Source organism: Glutamicibacter sp. PAEs-4, assembly GCF_051161755.1.
Classification (GTDB): Bacteria; Actinomycetota; Actinomycetes; order Actinomycetales; family Micrococcaceae; genus Glutamicibacter; species Glutamicibacter nicotianae.
On sequence record NZ_CP195017.1, the window covers coordinates 1,748,424 to 1,763,782 of the forward strand.

Genomic DNA, 15,359 nt, shown 5'->3' on the forward strand with positions numbered 1-15,359 from the left:
CGAGAAAGTGAACGACCACAAGTGACTTCACCCGCGGAACGCTACGCGATTTCCAAGGCACGGCAGGTCGAAAACGGCACTGCACTTCCGGAATTCCGAGCCAGCATCTCCTTCGACCTGGATCCGTTCCAGGCCGAAGCCTGCCAGAAGGTCGCAGAAGGGCACAGCGTCCTGGTCGCCGCACCCACCGGCGCCGGCAAGACCGTAGTTGGCGAATACGCCATCTACCAGGCGCTGGCTGAGAACCGCAAAGCTTTCTATACCACGCCGATCAAGGCGTTGAGCAACCAGAAGTATTCGGAACTGGTCAACCGCTACGGTGCCCAGAAGGTCGGATTGCTGACCGGCGACACGTCGATCAACTCCGAGGCGCAGATCGTCGTGATGACTACCGAAGTGCTGCGCAACATGCTCTATGCGGATTCCCAGACCCTCGACGGCTTGGGTTACGTGATCATGGACGAGGTCCACTACCTTGCGGATAAATTCCGCGGCGCCGTCTGGGAAGAAGTCATCATCCATCTGCCGTCCAACGTGCAGATCATTTCGCTCTCGGCTACCGTATCCAACGCCGAAGAATTCGGCGGCTGGCTGGATACCGTCCGTGGCCAGACCGACATCATCGTTTCCGAGCATCGTCCGGTGCCGCTGTTCCAGCATGTCATGGTCGGCCCCAATGTGGTGGACTTGTTTGCCGAGGATGTGGCCTTCGACAAGGTCGCCGAAGACGAATCAAAAGCCTCGGTCAACCCCGAACTGCGCAAGCTCGTCCGCTCGCACAGTCCTGGAGGACGCGTGCAGCGCGGCCGCGGAAACGGCGGCCGAGGCCGTGGCGGCCGCGGACCCCAGCGTGGATCCGGGATGGGGCATCGCATCAGCCGCCCTGCGGTGATCGGCAAGCTCGACCGTGCCGCTTTGCTTCCAGCGATTTTCTTCATTTTTTCGCGCAAGGGCTGCGATATGGCGGTCCAGCAGTGCGCCATGGCGGACCTGCGCCTGACGACCAATGAAGAAGCGGCCGAGATTGCCCAGGCTCTGGATGAAGTTGCCTACCGGATCCCCAGCGAAGACCTGGACGTTCTCGAATTCTGGTCTTGGCGCGATGGACTGGTTCGCGGATTTGCCTCGCACCACGCAGGCCTGCTGCCGATCTTCAAGGAAATCGTCGAGGACCTCTTTGCGCGGAACCTGATCAAGGTGGTGTTCGCGACAGAAACCCTCGCGCTGGGCGTGAACATGCCGGCTCGTTCGGTTGTGCTGGAGAAGCTGGTGAAATTCAACGGCGAATCCCATGTGCAGATCTCCTCGGGGGAGTACACCCAGCTCACCGGGCGTGCGGGGCGACGTGGCATTGACGTTGAGGGCCATTCAATTGTCCTCTGGAACCCTGATCTGGAGCCGGAGTCCTTGGCAGGCCTCGCTTCGAAGCGCACCTATCCGCTGAATTCTTCGTTCCGCCCGACCTACAACATGTCGACCAATTTGCTGGCGCAGTTTGGCCGTGAGCAGACCCGGCAGATTCTCGAGTCGTCCTTTGCCCAGTACCAGGCGGACCGTTCCGTGGTGGGGATGGCCCGCCAGGTTCGTTCCAAGGAGGAATCCCTGGCTGGCTACGCGAAGTCGATGGAATGCCATCTCGGTGATTTCACGGAGTACCTGAAACTGCAGCGGAATCTGGCGCAAGTAGAGAAGAATGCTGCCAAGGACCGCCGCCACCAGCGCCGTTCGGCAGCAGAGCAGTCCTTGCAGGCAGTGATCCGCGGAGATGTGGTTGACTTGCCCGGCGGACGCCGCTTTGGCCGTGCCGTGGTCGTCGAGCTTGATAAGGCAATGTACAACCCCCGCCATACGGTCCTGACCGAAGAAGCGCAGCTTCGCCGGCTCTCGGTAGAAGACCTCAACGGACCAGTCCAGATCATCTCGAGGATCAAGATTCCCAAGGGCTTCAGCGGGCGTACGCCGAAGGAGCGCCGGGACCTCGCTTCGTCCCTGCGCAACGCGATCTACGAGTCGCGTCCTCCGCGCCAGGATGCCCAGAGCTTCGATTTCGAAGGATCGGATTCTTTCGAACGTGAAATCAATGCGCTGCGCCTTGAGCTCAAGGACCATCCTTGCCACGCCTGCTCGGAGAAGGACCAGCACATGCGCTGGGCCGACAGGTACTGGAAGCTGAAGAAGGATACGGACAAGGCCCGTCGCGCCATCCGCGGACGGACCAATACCATTGCCACACAGTTCGACAAGGTCTGCAAGGTGCTGGAGCAGTTCGAATACCTTGTTCCATCCGACGGCGGCGAAGATTTCGTGCTGACCGACTCGGGCCGCCGGTTGCGCCGGATTTATGGCGACCGCGACCTGCTCACCAGCCAGATCCTGGAGACCGGAAAATTGACCCAGCTCAAGTCCGAAGAACTTTGCGCAGTGGTGGCCAGCCTGGTCTACCAGGCGCGCCGGGACATGGATCGTGCCGATCCGAAAATGCCCACGGGCAAGATTGATGACATCTGGAACACCACCATCAAGATCTGGGGCGAACTCTCGGATGCTGAAGAGGCGTTGAACCTCGACCCGACCGCTCCGCCGGAATCCGGCTTGATCTGGCCGATATACAAGTGGGCGCGGGGCTCGAGCCTGAACAGCGCGTTGCGCGGTACCGATCTGGCACCGGGCGACTTCGTGCGCTGGGCCAAGCAGGTCATCGATACGCTGGACCAGTTCGCCAAGAATTCCGACCTTCCGCCCTTGCTGGTGCGCAACGCCTACAAGGCAGTGGACCAGATCAAGCGCGGCGTCGTGGCCTACTCGAATGTGCTGGACTAGCCAGGTCGTCCAGTCGAATACTTATTAGCCAGTGCAGGAGAAAAGGGAGACGCTGATGGCAAAATCACTCTACCGAAACGGGTCCATCTATTCGGCGGCCGATCCATTCGCGACCGCCATGGTGGTGGACGGCGACACCATTTCTTGGTTGGGCGGCGAGGACGCGGCTGAACGCCACGCGGCGGCCGTCGACGAAGTGATCGACCTGAAGGGCGGCCTGGTCACCCCCGCCTTCGTCGAATCCCATACCCACCTTGCCGCACTGGGCCGGACCCTGTCGGGCGCCGACCTGGGGGCAGCTACCTCGGGTTCGTCGCTGCTGTCCCTCGTAGCCGAGCAGGCGCAGAAGTCTACCAAGCTGGTACTGGCCCAGGGCTGGGACAACTCCGCGTGGGCCAACCAGGAACTGCCTGCGGAAACCGACCTGACCAGTGCCGCTGGAGGCCGTGGCTACTATCTGGCCCGCCGGGATGTGCATAGCGCATTGGTGAATCGGGAACTGCTGGATTTGCTGGATCTGGGGCACCTTGTCTCCGGCATCGTTGCCGGTGCGGATCACGACGCGGTGCGTGAAGCACTGGCCGGCGCGCAGAAAGCCGAACAGGAATACCAGCGCCTGGCACTGGAGCACTATGCCTCGCGTGGATTCGCCAGCGTTGTGGAGATGGCGGCCCCGCATATCGAAGGCCGCGAGGCACTGGAACAGCTGCTGTCCATCGACAACCCTGAGCTGCCGCAGGTGCATGCCTACTGGGGTGAACTGGTCAGCGATCCGGACATCGCCCAGGAAATAGTCGCGTCGTTCCCGCAAGGCAAGCTGCTGGGCTTGGGAGGCGACCTTCGCGTGGATGGTTCGCTGGGCAGCCACACGGCATACCTGCGTGAGGAGTATAGCGATCTGGCAGGTGAACGTGGCTGCCTGTACCTGAAGCGCGAGGAGATCGCGGCCCATCTGGTTGCGTGCAGTTCCCGGGGAATCCAGGCAGCATTCCATGTCATCGGCGATGGCGCCCTGGACGAGGTCTTGGCAGGTTTCGATCTGGCCGCCGAGCAGATTGGCGTAGCCAAGCTGCAGATGTGCCGCCACCGTCTGGAACACGTCGAGATGGTTGATGACGCTTCGCGGGCCCGTTTGCTGAAGTACGCCATCATGGTTTCCATGCAGCCGGTCTTCGACCAGGCGTGGGGCGGTTCGAACGGCATGTATGCGCAGCGCCTGGGGGAGCGCGCAAGCTCAATGAACAACCTCTCGGCCATGCTCTCCGCCGGTGTCCCACTGGTGCTTGGTTCTGATGCCCCGGTCACCGAGGTCGACGGCTGGCAGGTTGTGCGCGCCGGCATGAACATGGCGAATGCCGACGCGCGAATCTCTGCACGTGCGGCCTTCCTGGCGCAGACTCGATCCACCTATCGAGCCATGGGCGAGATGAACCCATTTGCCGGGCAGCTCGTGATCGGTGCACCGGCGACCTTTGCGGTGTGGACTGCCTCTGAACTTGCTGTGCAAACCCCGGATGTCCGAATTAGTTCTTGGAGCACTGACGCCCGTGCTGGGACTCCGATGCTCCCGGTGGTTGATGAGGAGATTCCACAGTGCCTGCGTACAGTACGCGCTGGAGTCACGCTTTTCAATGCGCTCGAACCAGCGGAATTAGCCTAAAGCGAAACAGTTGCTCAATAAGTGGAATAATTTCACGAATTTTATTCTGACTAGTGCTGTCTAGATAAAGAGTGAAGTCATTTGATGGTTGACAGGCTAGGTGGGGTACGCACTAGGCTGGACTAAGCGCCTCTTCGAGATGCACATTCATTGCGTTGGAAACGACGCAATTTATACAACGATCCTCAGTGACCTTAGATAACATTCTCTGTGCTTTTCGACGTAGAGAATAGGGCCGAAGTCACTGAGGATCGTTCGTTAACACGGTGTCCGAAGATCGCTGGCTTGCAATTGATGACTATAATTTGAGTTTGGATTAACTCTTGTTGGCCTAGATTCCTGCTGAAGCCATGGGCCGAAGCCGAGCAGGCAACAAGCTTTGTGTCGAATACCAAGAAAGGTGCCGCCGCGTGCGCGTCATTACAATCATTCCGACTTACAACGAACTGGAGTCGCTTCCGCTGACCGTAGGACGCTTGCGTACCGCAGTTCCTGACTCGGATGTATTGATCGTCGATGATAACTCGCCCGACGGCACCGGAGAACTGGCAGACAAGATGGCTGCTGAGGACTCGAGTATCCATGTGTTGCACCGTACCGGCAAGGATGGCCTAGGCGCCGCATACATCGCAGGTTTCGAATGGGCCCTGGCACGCGACTACGACGTGCTGGTTGAGATGGACGCTGACGGCTCGCATATGCCAGAGCAGCTTCCACGCCTTCTGGAGGCAAGCGCTGCAGGTGCGGATCTCGTGATCGGTTCGCGCTGGGTCAAAGGCGGCGAAGTAGTTAACTGGCCGTTGCTGCGCAAGATCATTTCCCGCGGCGGCAGCTTCTACTCGCGTACCATGCTGGGCTTGCCGCTGCGTGACATCACCGCAGGCTACCGTGCCTTCAAGCGCGAAACCTTGGAAGCCATCGACTTCGATGCAGTTGAGTCGCGGGGCTACGGCTTCCAGGTGGATATGACCTTCCGCGTGGCCATGCTGCGCAAGAAGATCGTTGAAGTTCCGGTCACCTTCGTAGAGCGCGAACTGGGCGCCTCGAAGATGAGTGGCAACATCGTATTCGAAGCAATGTGGAATGTCACCCGCTGGGGCTTGGGCGCCCGGTGGAAGAAGCTGACTTCCAAGAAGTAAATACTTGGCATAGGGAACTGGCGTGCAACGAAGAATCGTTGCACGCCAGTTCCCTTTAACCCAGAAGTATCGGAAAGCTTCAAGCATCCGCCTTACAGCGTCCGCAAATTACGCATCACCATCGGCGTTTGGGCTCAAGCCATTCGGGTACAAGTTCGAGGGCCCGGTTTGACAGCAATAATGCTGTCAAACCGGGCCCTCGACTAAAACCCTTGCGGACTTGCCAAAACGGCATCCAACCGGCAGTGGGGGAGATTAGACGGCTTCTCCACGCGCAGCACGCAGCTGCTGGAGGCGGTCAGCCAGAGTCTTTTCCAGTTCTTCCTCGGAACGGCGCTCGAGAAGCATGTCCCAGTGGGTACGGACAGGCTTCTCATTGCCTGGTTCTTCGGCCTTGGCTTCGCCATGGACGAGCTTGGCTTCCTTACCGGTCTTGGTGTGCCAGGTCGCTGGAATTTCAGCTTCTGCAGCGAAGACGACGAAGACGGTCTCGCCCTCTTCGGTACGGTATTCCACGCGCTGACGGGCAGCCGGCTCCACACCTGCCTCAGATTCCATGCTCTGTGCACCCAGGCGCATGCCTCGTAGGCTGCGATCGCTCATGTTTTCCCTCCGCGATGTTTGAAGAATTCGCTACACGTACCAACGTTTGGCATTCTGAAATCATTCCCTCCGACTAGAGGTGAAGATAATTCTTGGTGCCAAAACATCCATTATACGCGTCTGCGGCGAGGTGCATCGTATGCACCTCGCCGCAGACGGCTATTCGGTTCTAAACCGGTTGTCGCTAGAGGTTGCTGTCGGGAGCTGATGGCGATTCCGGAGCCGCAGGTTTGCTGCTTGAACCGTTGCCGCCCAGTGCTCCGCCGATGCCCTTGAGCGCTTCGGTCAGTTCACTCGGAATGACCCACAGGGTGTTCGAAGTGCCTTCGGCAAGCTTCGGGAGGGTCTGCAGGTACTGGTAGGCCAGCAACTCGTGGTCCGGGCGTCCTGCGTGAATTGCGTCGAAGACCTTCTGGATAGCTTGGGACTCGCCATCCGCGCGCAGGATGGCTGCCTGTGCGTCACCTTCGGCTTTGAGAATCGCTGCCTGGCGCTCACCCTCGGCGGTGAGGATATCGGACTGCTTGGTGCCCTCAGCGGTCAAGATGGCCGCACGGCGGTCACGCTCGGCACGCATCTGCTTCTCCATCGAGTCCTGGATCGACAGCGGTGGATCAATGGCCTTCAGCTCGACACGGGAAACACGGATGCCCCATTTGCCGGTGGCCTCGTCGAGCACGCCGCGCAGCTGGCCATTGATCTGGTCGCGGCTGGTCAAGGCCTCTTCCAGATTCAGGCCACCTACGACGTTACGAAGCGTCGTGGTGGTCAGCTGTTCGACAGCTTGGATGTAGTTGGCGATTTCATAGGTGGCCGCGCGTGGCTCGGTGATCTGGAAGTAGACCACGGTGTCAATCGAAACGACCAGGTTGTCTTCGGTGATGACTGGCTGTGGCGGGAAGGAAACAACCTGTTCACGGAGGTCCAGCAGGGGCAGCAAGCGATCCACAAAGGGTATCAAGATCGTCAGGCCGGGGTTTAGGGTTCGGTTGTACTTGCCGAGCCGCTCAACGATGCCAGCACGTGCCTGTGGCACGATACGCACGCTGCGCAACAGGACGACAATCACGAAGATTGCCAGAACGACAAGCACAATAGTCAAGCCAAAACCATCTGAATTCATGGTCGTACTCTCTTTCTTTGTGCAGTAGTGATGAATTTGGGGCGTCAGGCTATTTAGCCGTTTGCGGGGTCCGGGGACTTCGCGGTCAGGTACGCAGTTGCCCCGTCGATACGGGAAACCACGGCATACGTACCGGGATTCATGGTCGGAACGCTCGAATCAGCGCGGGCAGTCCAAATCTCTCCATGGATCTTGGCCGAACCCGACATGCGCGAGGTCGGTTCAAGAATTAGTGCATCCGCACCAATGAGCCGCTCGATGTTCGTGCGGAATCCCTCGGGTGATTTCCGTAGATGCTTGACCGCGATTGGTCGAACCAAGAAGATCATCAACAATGAAATAACGCAGAATACGAGAACCTGCAGCCATATGGGTCCACTGAGCAGTGCGACCGCTACGCCACCTAGGGCCCCGACGCCGAGCATGATGAAGTAGAGATCAAGAGATAGCATCTCGATGATCGCCAGCAGCAAGAACAGTGCCAGCCAGATCACCCAAGCGTTGCTGATGATCCATTCGGCGGTTGTCATGGCATTCACCTAAATTCTGTTAGGACCCTGACCAGCCGTAACTGGTCTTTCCTACATTCTGCCGTAGATGTCGGGTAAAGAGTGTAGTCATTTATGGGTATTTTCTAGCCCTGCGTGACGAATGCGTGTACTCCGAAGGAGGCGGTTACCGCCTGGTCACCCAGTTCGACAGCTTGCTGATGCAGCAATTCGGGGGAGAGGTGGTGACCGGATGGACCCATGAATGCCAGTTGAAAGAGATCATCCGTATTCAAATTCATTCGATAGGACAGCTTCGTGGATTCGAGATGGCGGAATCCTTCGGCATCAAATTTTTCAATCAGGGCTGCTTGCTTGCCTGGAGCGACGGAGAGCATGCCCAGCGGCTCGATGACTTCGTTCAGATGTTCTGGTTCACCGGTCACCACAATGCATATCCCACCGGGACGGAGCACGCGCTGGAACTCGGCGGGGTTATGCGGAGCGAAGCAGTTGAGCACCACATCGCGTGATCGATCAGCCGTGGGCAATTTTCGCCAGACATCCCAGACCACGGCGAGCGTGCTGGGAACTTTCGCGGCTCGACGCATTGCAAAGCGCGAGATGTCCAAGGCCAACGCATCACGTTCGTCAGCGGGGGAGTGTTCCAGGATTCTTGCTAGGTAGTAGCCAGTACCTGCGCCCGCATCCAGCACGTCGAGAGAACTTCCGTGGTGATGACTATTGAACAGCTGGGACAGCGCGAGCGCCAGAGGCTCGTAATGCCCCTTGGCTTGGAACGCATCACGGGCCTGAACCATGGCCGAGGTGTCTTCGAGGAAATTGGTTCCCTTGCCAGTCAAGAAATTGAAGTAGCCCTGTTTTGCGGCATCGAAGCGGTGCCCTGCATCGCAGCTCAGGGTTTTGCCCGGGGTTCCTGTGTAGCCTAGGGGTTGCTCGCATACCGGACAGGTAACGCTGGTAGCGCCGGAGGACATTAGAATTTCAGTACCTTTTGTGCAGTTGCGACGTCCATGCTTTCATGGCGCCACAGTTCGGACTCGTTGATCAAGGAGCGGGTTACGGCCTTGTCGATGTAGACGGTGCCCGACAGGTGATCGGTTTCGTGCTGGAAAATGCGGGCCTGCCAGCCGGAGAAGTTGCGCGTGATTTTCTGGCCGTCGCGGTCTTGGTAATTTGCGGTGATATCGGCGGGGCGGGTGACTACGCCTTGGAATCCCTCGAAGGACAGGCAGCCTTCATAGAACACTGCTTCACGATCCGTGGCGGCAGCATAAGCAGGGTTGAAGATCTCGAAGTAATCCAGCGGTTCACGCTCTCGTTGCGCAGCAATTTCCTCTGGAACTGGATAGAGATCTTCGAGTACCGCGATCTGCAGGGGGATACCCACCTGAGGCGCTGCGAGGCCTACGCCAGGAGCATCGTACATGGTCTGGCGCATCGCATCGAGCAGTTCTTCGAGCAATTCCTGTGGCAGCTGGTGGTCGTAGGCTTCGGCCTGCTGGCGGAGAACTGGATGACCTAGCTGGACGATTGGCAAAACGAGATCATCGTTGGCCGTGTCCAGGACTTCTCGAACCAAAATCTCGATGTCCTGGGCGGTGTATGGGGTGTTCATCGGGAAACGCAAGTCCGTTCGTACTCGTTGAGCTGCAGTTGGGCCAGCCGCGAAGTGAGTCGATCCCTTTCGGTGTCATGCAGCATATGGCCAAGATCGCCGAGATTGTCCGCGGCGTACAGGTGCACTTCCACGTTCTTGTCATAGAAGATATCGATGAGATTCGCTAGTCGACGTTCCTCATCCATCGGCAAGGTGGAGCTCGCTGGGATGGAAGTTATATGCCAGCACGAATACCGGCTTGCCAGCTCCAGATAGTCGGCAGTATTGCGGCGGGTTCGGCAGATTTGATCGAAGCTGATCCAGATTTCATCCGCCCTCAAGTGCGCAGGACCGATTTCGTCGTAGCCGATCTCGACCATCGTATCGTGAAGTGGCATGTCGTCTGGCGTCTCGAAAAGATTCAGTGAGCCTTTCCGATACCCGTCAGGAGCGAGCCCTGGATCGGATGCGAGCTGGCGATAATCAACTGAATGATCCAGGGAAAAAACGATGAAGTCCCGTTGAATCCGGTCAATGGTTGGCTGCACCAGGTGATGGAACGTGTCATCATCCAACAGGTTCTCCGGACCGTAGTTCGACGTGGTGAACAGTTGGATTCCATGCTCCGTGCAATGCCGGATGAGTTTTGCCATGAACATCGCATCTCCGGGTTCGGTGCAATGGAATTCATCGAAAACCAGGACTTCGATTCCAGCAAGTTCGCGCTCAAGCCCTTGCGCGAAGATCGCCCCCAGTGGCTGTCCAGGGACGCGGTTGACCGGCGAATTCAAACGCTGGAAGAACTCGTGGAAATGGAAGCGCGCCGTGGTGGCGTTTGGCAAGACGGAGACCAGGGTGTTCATGATGAGTGTCTTGCCGCGGCCTGGAGGGCCGTAAATATAGACACCGGGGTGTTTGGCGGGCGACTGCGCGCGCAGAGTGCGTTCAAGAAGGTCGATCAGTTCACTCTGGACCGTATCAGCTTCGATATGTTGCAGCTTGAGCGATTCACGGATCCGACGAGCGTACTTATTCCTGTGGGGAATGCCTAGCAGCGGTTTAGCCATATCTAAATTTTGCCACCGGGCACTGATACGACCAATCTTCTGTGATGCAATCGCCACCTTTGGAGACGGCACGAAAGCTTTGTGCTAGGAAATTCTGGTCAAAACTACTAGTCACCGGTTATGCCGTGTATAACTAAATGGATGATTTAAGCAGGGGAGTGCTCACGGTTTTGACCATGAAACCGCGCAAGCCATGTGAATTTTTTGCGTATCTATCGCTTTATCGCGATCCGTGGCCATAATGGACACACCCATAGGGCTGGACCGCAATGGTTGGATCAGGCCAGGGCGGGCGAATGGCGGAGAGGGAGTGCGTGAGATGACCAGCGAATTCATTGTCCCAACGACTGAAGACGGGATCGTCTCCAGTGATCTCTTGGACATGTCGGTAACCGTGCTCAAGACCTTGTCTGATCCGGCAAGACTTCAGATGCTCTGGGCGTTGTCCATGGAGGACCTATCTCTGTCTGATCTGGCCCAGTTGATTGGCGTCAGCCCAACGGTCGCCAGCCAGTTGCTGTCCAGGTTGCGGGCCGCGGGTGTGCTTCAAACAAGGAAGTCCGGACGTCACGTAATTTACTCGATGCACGACGAGCGATCGCGGGAGTTCATCCGGCAGACCTTGGACTTCGCGAAGCATCGGCTTGATCTGCAGGATGCGCGCCTAGAGGAAGACCAATAAGCAACTGTGGAAATGCATGGCCAATGGGACGAATGCAGCCACTTCCAGCCGAATTTCTGATAAGCCGATAATCTACATTATGTAAAGTAGTGGAAATCTAGGCGTCCCCGATTCGGGTTTCAGTGCTCTATTCCCCTTGGCGACGTCAAAGTATCGACGTAGTGTCTTCATATGCCACTCATCCGAAAGTTCGCGGACGATTCGTCGGGTTCGGTAGTTCTTCGATGGTGTTTCAACGTATCGGCTGACCGACTCTGGAATGTGCTGACTGGCTGCCAGGCCTTGCCACTCTGGCTGGGTACCCACCGCGCTGGCAACCTTGCCGTGGGTTCGACTGTGAAAATCGAACATGCGGAAGGCTATATCTGCGAAAGCCTGATTGAGCGGATTGATCCAGCGACGGCCCTTGAGATGTCCTGGAAGTTTCCAGAAGAATCGGAATCGAAGGTTAGTTGGATTCTGCGGTCCGTCCCGATCGGAGTCGAACTCGTGCTCACCCACTCAAATATCAGCGTTGACGTCGCAACTTACTTGGCTGGGTGGGAAACGCATCTAACCTATCTGGAGTCTGTCTTGCTCGGAGCGCCGCAGTCGATGGATCAATTTTGGGATCTATATCGGGAGATATATGAGAGTTTGGGCGATTCGCCTGCACCTCTCCCCTAATCTTTTTGCCGACAGGTGGTTCCGATTTCTCTAGACTTTGCGGACGGTTTGCATGACCGTGCAGAAACACCACCTGAGACGAAGCTGATGCTCACCTCGCCTTCGCCGTGCAGGGCCGCGATTGGTGGTCTGCTGGTTTTAATCTCGGCCATCTCGGCGCTTTCTTCCTGGAGGGATAGGCGACGAAGTCAGTGCTCATCGGATTGATTCAACGATCGATTAATATTGTGTCTGGTGGCGCAATTGCCGCTCTGGTCGTGCAGGATGGGCATCCCCCACCCGCTCATTTCAATGACCCCAACGACGGTGCATCATCATATTCGAGATGTATTGCTTATAGTTTGGATTGCAATGTGGTGCTTTGTTTCGGCGTGAAGCGAACCATCACCAACATGCCAAGCAGCTCTACCAAGGTCTGGCTCACGACTACGGCAGAGGCTAATTCCAGCTCCGCCGGCAGGGCCAGGGCCAGTGGAAGCACTACCAGTGAATTTCGGGTGACGCCGCTGAATGTCGCGGCCCGCAGTGAGGCCATGGGTAGCTGGAAGAGTTTTCCTGCAGAGTATCCAAGGATGTTCATCAGGCCGATAAAAAGGACAAAAACAAGGATGGCCAGCGCCAATTGGGCAAAGCTGGACTGCACCGTGTAGATCTGCGAACCGACCACGCAAAACAGCGTTCCCATCATCAAGGGAACCATGAGGTAGTCGGCCCAATCGCCGATGCACACCATCCGTGCAAAGCGCGTTGACAGTGCTTGGGTGAGTGCTGCTGCGAGCAAGGGAAGCGTAATGAGCCCCAGCAACGCCATCAGGAAAGGCCCTGGAACGATCATGCTGATTGCAGAAGGGCCAGCAAACAAGTAGAGGTATGCCGGCACAAGCACCATCTGTAAAATCAGCAAGAGGGGTGTGGCGGCCAGCAGCCTTTGGCTGTCTCCCCCAGCTAAGCCGGTAAACACGATGACGTAGTCGATGCAGGGTGCCAGCAGGACCAGGAGAACCCCGAAGAGCAGAGGCTGTTCCCCCGCCACGAGACGCGATAAGCCGAACGCCACGATCGGCACTACGACAAAGTTGATGGTGCACAGTGCACCCATGAACCGGATGTCCCGGAAGGCCTGGGGCAAACGTGTTAGCGGCATGCTCAGGAAAGTAGCGTAGAGCAGCAGACCCAAGATTGGATTGACCGTGAATTCAAGCGCCTTGCTGGCTGAAGGCAAAACCAGGCCGAAGACGCATCCGGCCGCGATCGCGGTGAGATAGAGAGCGATCTGGTGAGCTTGCATCCATGCATTGCCAGGCCACGTCTTCATGGGACTAATGCTAGAGCAGACCTTGCATCAGGAAGGAATGCCAGGGCATTCGTGGCGAGCCTTCATCAGGCACGCGTGTGTCTGAACCGAGATCGCTCGAAACAGCACCAGATTATTCATGGTCCGCAGGGTAAACCTATGATGAGTACATGAAGGAATCTATTCGTATGTGGCCATTGTGGATGGCTGTCGACGTTGTTCTGATTGTTCTCTTCGCCCTGCTCGGCAGGCGTGAACATGAACATGCCTTGAGCTTTAGTGGCATCTTGATGACAGCCCTGCCGTTCTTGATCGCCTATGTGGTGATGACCTTGCTGTCCAGGCCATGGTTCACGATCAAAAAGCTCTTCCCTGCAGGCGTACTGGTCTGGGTAGGGACCGTAGCAGCTGGGCTAGCGCTGCGCATCGCTTTTGGTTCCACCGCAGCTGTCCCATTCATTATCGTTGCTTCGCTGGTCCTGGGCCTGTTCTTGATGGGGCGTAGGCTGTTAACTTCGTTGGTGGCCAAGCGCTTAGATAAATAGCAGTCCAAGCCCGTAGGAACCTGCGGCAACAAGGCCGCTGGCGAAAGTCCCCAGGATGAACTGTTCAGCGGCGCGATGATCTTTCAGTTCCGAGAACCGCCCGAGACCCTTAACCGCCAGAACGACCGCAATGCCTTCTGGCCAACCAGCCCAGAGGCTTCCGACAATTGCCGTCCGTTCCAGAAGTCCGATCCAAAGTCCGCCACGAAGCGGTGAAGGGTCGGACTCTTCCTTTTGGAGCTCGACGTCATTCTTGGCAGCAAGCCGGAAAATCAGCTCCGTAAAAGGGCCGCCGAAACTAATGGCAAAGATGGAACTCAGGACAATAGCGTAAACCGGTGGAATCCCTTGCGTCTGCATCGATGTTTGGGAGACTGCAGCCAGCAGTGCCGAAAGCAGTGCGAACAAGCCAGAACCAACTACGAGCCAGTCACGAACGCGAGCTCGTTTGCCCATGGCATGACCGAAGTAGGAGGATATGCACGAGACGAATGCCGCTAGGCAAAGACTCCCCCACGCGATCCAAAGCATTTACTGCTCCTTTAACATCTTGAGCTGACGGGTTAGCGATTTCGCAGCTTCATCCATCATCCGATTCGCTTCAAACCATAGTGCGGCCGACAGCCGAGAAGAGACGGCTTGCTGAGTGATTCCAAGTTTCTTGGCAATCTGTTGCTGGGTCATGCCCTCGTCAGCCAATGTGCCGGCTTCCCAAGCTGTGGCCCTTCGCTTGGAAACGATGCAGGCAGTTAACTGGAGCTCAGCTTCCAGACGGGTGGCTTCATGCGATGGCCCGTGAACAGCGATATGTGCGTTGGTGTTCTTCGCGCGTTCCACGGCAACACGGGCATATTCAAAGGCCGGTCCTCGGCCAGCCCGGGTCTCTTCCGGCAACGGCGTTTCGACCTGTCCGAAACCAAGGCCAACGCTCCAGTCCCCTGACGCCGCCATCATCACTGCCAAGCGAATTGCTTCATTGGCATCATCCAAGACAGCCTGAACCTCATCGCCGGCGGTTCGCTGGAACGGGCGGACCACAGGGACGGTAGCATTAGCTTGCTTGACTAGTGCTTCCACCTTGTCTTCGGTGGATCGGGAACGTCGCTGGTCAATAGTCAAGACAATCATGGAACAATCATAAAACTTTGTAATCATATCTACAAATTAAAATTCTTGTACTTTGCTAAGTCTGGTGATGCAGCCATGCCTGCCATTCTCGGCTTTTCGACTACAGTTGATTCCAGATCAACCGCCTCTTGCCAGGCGGCAAGTTTGAACCGAAAGGCATAGTGATGGTCACCGCATTCGTCATGATCCAGACTGCAACTGACAGTATCCCCGAGTGCGCACAGCAGATCTCGGCAATCTCGGGCATCAGTGAAGTCTACTCCGTCGCAGGCGACTGGGACTTGATTGCCATTGCACGGGTCAACAAGCACGAGGATCTCGCCGAAGTCATCGCTAATAAGCTTTCCAAGATTCCAGGCATCCGCGGCACCCAGACCCACATCGCTTTCCGCGCTTACTCCGAGCATGACCTCGAAGCAGCTTTTTCCCTCGGTCTAGACGACTAAGCGGTATCGAAAACAAAGCCGGTCTCTGGTTCACTGATTGTAAAGTCGTGAACCAAAGGCCGGCTTTGTCGCTGCCT

Annotated in this window: 16 protein-coding genes; 7 read left to right on the forward strand and 9 right to left on the reverse strand. The window is 57.2% G+C overall.

Features of this window, described 5'->3' with window-relative positions:
* Positions 1-21 precede the first annotated feature (21 nt).
* The 3 genes from ACR9WD_RS08255 (at position 22) to ACR9WD_RS08265 (ending at position 5,619) form a co-directional block, all read left to right on the forward strand.
* Positions 22-2,820 (forward strand): DEAD/DEAH box helicase, encoded by a 2,799-nt coding sequence (locus ACR9WD_RS08255; RefSeq protein ID WP_073706245.1) that lies wholly within the window; start codon positions 22-24, stop codon positions 2,818-2,820.
* Between the two features lie 55 nt (positions 2,821-2,875).
* Positions 2,876-4,480: an amidohydrolase gene (locus ACR9WD_RS08260; protein WP_038991056.1), complete on the forward strand. Its 1,605-nt coding sequence runs from the start codon at positions 2,876-2,878 to the stop codon at positions 4,478-4,480.
* Between the two features lie 410 nt (positions 4,481-4,890).
* On the forward strand, positions 4,891-5,619 hold the full coding sequence (locus ACR9WD_RS08265) for a polyprenol monophosphomannose synthase (protein WP_121866819.1): 729 nt from the start codon (positions 4,891-4,893) through the stop codon (positions 5,617-5,619).
* Positions 5,620-5,874: 255 nt separating this feature from the next.
* Here the strand turns inward: ACR9WD_RS08265 and ACR9WD_RS08270 are convergent, their stop codons facing one another.
* The 6 genes from ACR9WD_RS08270 to zapE form a co-directional block, all read right to left on the reverse strand.
* Positions 5,875-6,222, reverse strand: a complete 348-nt coding sequence (locus tag ACR9WD_RS08270; RefSeq protein WP_038991059.1) for an RNA polymerase-binding protein RbpA — start codon at positions 6,220-6,222, stop codon at positions 5,875-5,877.
* A 184-nt stretch (positions 6,223-6,406) separates the two neighbouring features.
* Positions 6,407-7,345 carry an SPFH domain-containing protein gene (locus tag ACR9WD_RS08275; protein WP_073706243.1) on the reverse strand — a complete coding sequence of 313 codons (939 nt, stop codon included), beginning with the start codon at positions 7,343-7,345 and terminating at the stop codon, positions 6,407-6,409.
* Positions 7,346-7,398: 53 nt separating this feature from the next.
* Positions 7,399-7,875: an NfeD family protein gene (locus ACR9WD_RS08280; RefSeq protein WP_038991063.1), complete on the reverse strand. Its 477-nt coding sequence runs from the start codon at positions 7,873-7,875 to the stop codon at positions 7,399-7,401.
* Between the two features lie 104 nt (positions 7,876-7,979).
* Positions 7,980-8,831, reverse strand: coding sequence for a putative RNA methyltransferase (locus ACR9WD_RS08285; protein ID WP_434921911.1), 852 nt, complete (start codon positions 8,829-8,831; stop codon positions 7,980-7,982).
* Positions 8,831-9,472, reverse strand: coding sequence for a peptide deformylase (gene def, locus ACR9WD_RS08290; protein ID WP_038991065.1), 642 nt, complete (start codon positions 9,470-9,472; stop codon positions 8,831-8,833). The genes ACR9WD_RS08285 and def overlap by 1 nt, the downstream gene beginning before the upstream one ends.
* Complete coding sequence (gene zapE / locus ACR9WD_RS08295; protein ID WP_434921912.1) at positions 9,469-10,521, reverse strand: cell division protein ZapE; 1,053 nt, start codon at positions 10,519-10,521, stop codon at positions 9,469-9,471. Before zapE ends, def begins: the two co-directional genes overlap by 4 nt.
* Before the next feature lie 319 nt (positions 10,522-10,840).
* On the opposite strand from zapE, the gene ACR9WD_RS08300 reads away from it, so the two are divergent.
* Both ACR9WD_RS08300 and ACR9WD_RS08305 read left to right on the forward strand, forming a co-directional pair.
* Positions 10,841-11,203 carry an ArsR/SmtB family transcription factor gene (locus ACR9WD_RS08300; protein WP_073706241.1) on the forward strand — a complete coding sequence of 121 codons (363 nt, stop codon included), beginning with the start codon at positions 10,841-10,843 and terminating at the stop codon, positions 11,201-11,203.
* 171 nt (positions 11,204-11,374) lie between these two features.
* The gene (locus ACR9WD_RS08305; protein WP_434921913.1) at positions 11,375-11,869 is read left to right on the forward strand and encodes an SRPBCC domain-containing protein; all 495 of its coding nucleotides are present in this window, start codon (positions 11,375-11,377) and stop codon (positions 11,867-11,869) included.
* 334 nt (positions 11,870-12,203) lie between these two features.
* Here ACR9WD_RS08305 and ACR9WD_RS08310 read toward each other — a convergent pair whose 3' ends face one another.
* A complete protein-coding gene (locus ACR9WD_RS08310) occupies positions 12,204-13,184 on the reverse strand; it encodes an arsenic resistance protein (protein ID WP_434921914.1) in 981 nt (326 codons plus the stop codon).
* Between the two features lie 149 nt (positions 13,185-13,333).
* Between ACR9WD_RS08310 and ACR9WD_RS08315 the strand changes: the two genes are divergently transcribed.
* A complete protein-coding gene (locus ACR9WD_RS08315; protein WP_434921915.1) occupies positions 13,334-13,708 on the forward strand; it encodes a DUF3054 domain-containing protein in 375 nt (124 codons plus the stop codon).
* Here the strand turns inward: ACR9WD_RS08315 and ACR9WD_RS08320 are convergent.
* Positions 13,697-14,239 (reverse strand): hypothetical protein, encoded by a 543-nt coding sequence (locus ACR9WD_RS08320; protein WP_434921916.1) that lies wholly within the window; start codon positions 14,237-14,239, stop codon positions 13,697-13,699. The two genes, ACR9WD_RS08315 and ACR9WD_RS08320, sit on opposite strands and share 12 nt — an antisense overlap.
* Complete coding sequence (locus tag ACR9WD_RS08325) at positions 14,240-14,836, reverse strand: sigma factor-like helix-turn-helix DNA-binding protein (RefSeq protein ID WP_038991298.1); 597 nt, start codon at positions 14,834-14,836, stop codon at positions 14,240-14,242.
* A gap of 164 nt (positions 14,837-15,000) precedes the next feature.
* On the opposite strand from ACR9WD_RS08325, the gene ACR9WD_RS08330 reads away from it, so the two are divergent.
* Entirely contained in the window at positions 15,001-15,282 is a 282-nt protein-coding gene (locus tag ACR9WD_RS08330; RefSeq protein ID WP_066138340.1) for an Lrp/AsnC family transcriptional regulator, read from the forward strand.
* Positions 15,283-15,359: the final 77 nt, after the last annotated feature.

Bases quoted from the DNA above. Each gene is read 5' to 3' on its own strand.
- ACR9WD_RS08320 (WP_434921916.1), bottom strand. From the start codon at position 14,239: ATGCTTTGGATCGCGTGGGGGAGTCTTTGCCTAGCGGCATTCGTCTCG.
- ACR9WD_RS08315 (WP_434921915.1), top strand. From the start codon at position 13,334: ATGAAGGAATCTATTCGTATGTGGCCATTGTGGATGGCTGTCGACGTT.
- ACR9WD_RS08285 (WP_434921911.1), bottom strand. From the start codon at position 8,831: ATGTCCTCCGGCGCTACCAGCGTTACCTGTCCGGTATGCGAGCAACCC.
- def (WP_038991065.1), bottom strand. From the start codon at position 9,472: ATGAACACCCCATACACCGCCCAGGACATCGAGATTTTGGTTCGAGAA.
- ACR9WD_RS08260 (WP_038991056.1), top strand. From the start codon at position 2,876: ATGGCAAAATCACTCTACCGAAACGGGTCCATCTATTCGGCGGCCGAT.
- ACR9WD_RS08275 (WP_073706243.1), bottom strand. From the start codon at position 7,345: ATGAATTCAGATGGTTTTGGCTTGACTATTGTGCTTGTCGTTCTGGCA.
- ACR9WD_RS08300 (WP_073706241.1), top strand. From the start codon at position 10,841: ATGACCAGCGAATTCATTGTCCCAACGACTGAAGACGGGATCGTCTCC.
- ACR9WD_RS08325 (WP_038991298.1), bottom strand. From the start codon at position 14,836: ATGATTGTCTTGACTATTGACCAGCGACGTTCCCGATCCACCGAAGAC.
- ACR9WD_RS08270 (WP_038991059.1), bottom strand. From the start codon at position 6,222: ATGAGCGATCGCAGCCTACGAGGCATGCGCCTGGGTGCACAGAGCATG.
- ACR9WD_RS08310 (WP_434921914.1), bottom strand. From the start codon at position 13,184: ATGAAGACGTGGCCTGGCAATGCATGGATGCAAGCTCACCAGATCGCT.
- ACR9WD_RS08305 (WP_434921913.1), top strand. From the start codon at position 11,375: ATGCCACTCATCCGAAAGTTCGCGGACGATTCGTCGGGTTCGGTAGTT.
- ACR9WD_RS08330 (WP_066138340.1), top strand. From the start codon at position 15,001: ATGGTCACCGCATTCGTCATGATCCAGACTGCAACTGACAGTATCCCC.
- ACR9WD_RS08280 (WP_038991063.1), bottom strand. From the start codon at position 7,875: ATGACAACCGCCGAATGGATCATCAGCAACGCTTGGGTGATCTGGCTG.
- zapE (WP_434921912.1), bottom strand. From the start codon at position 10,521: ATGGCTAAACCGCTGCTAGGCATTCCCCACAGGAATAAGTACGCTCGT.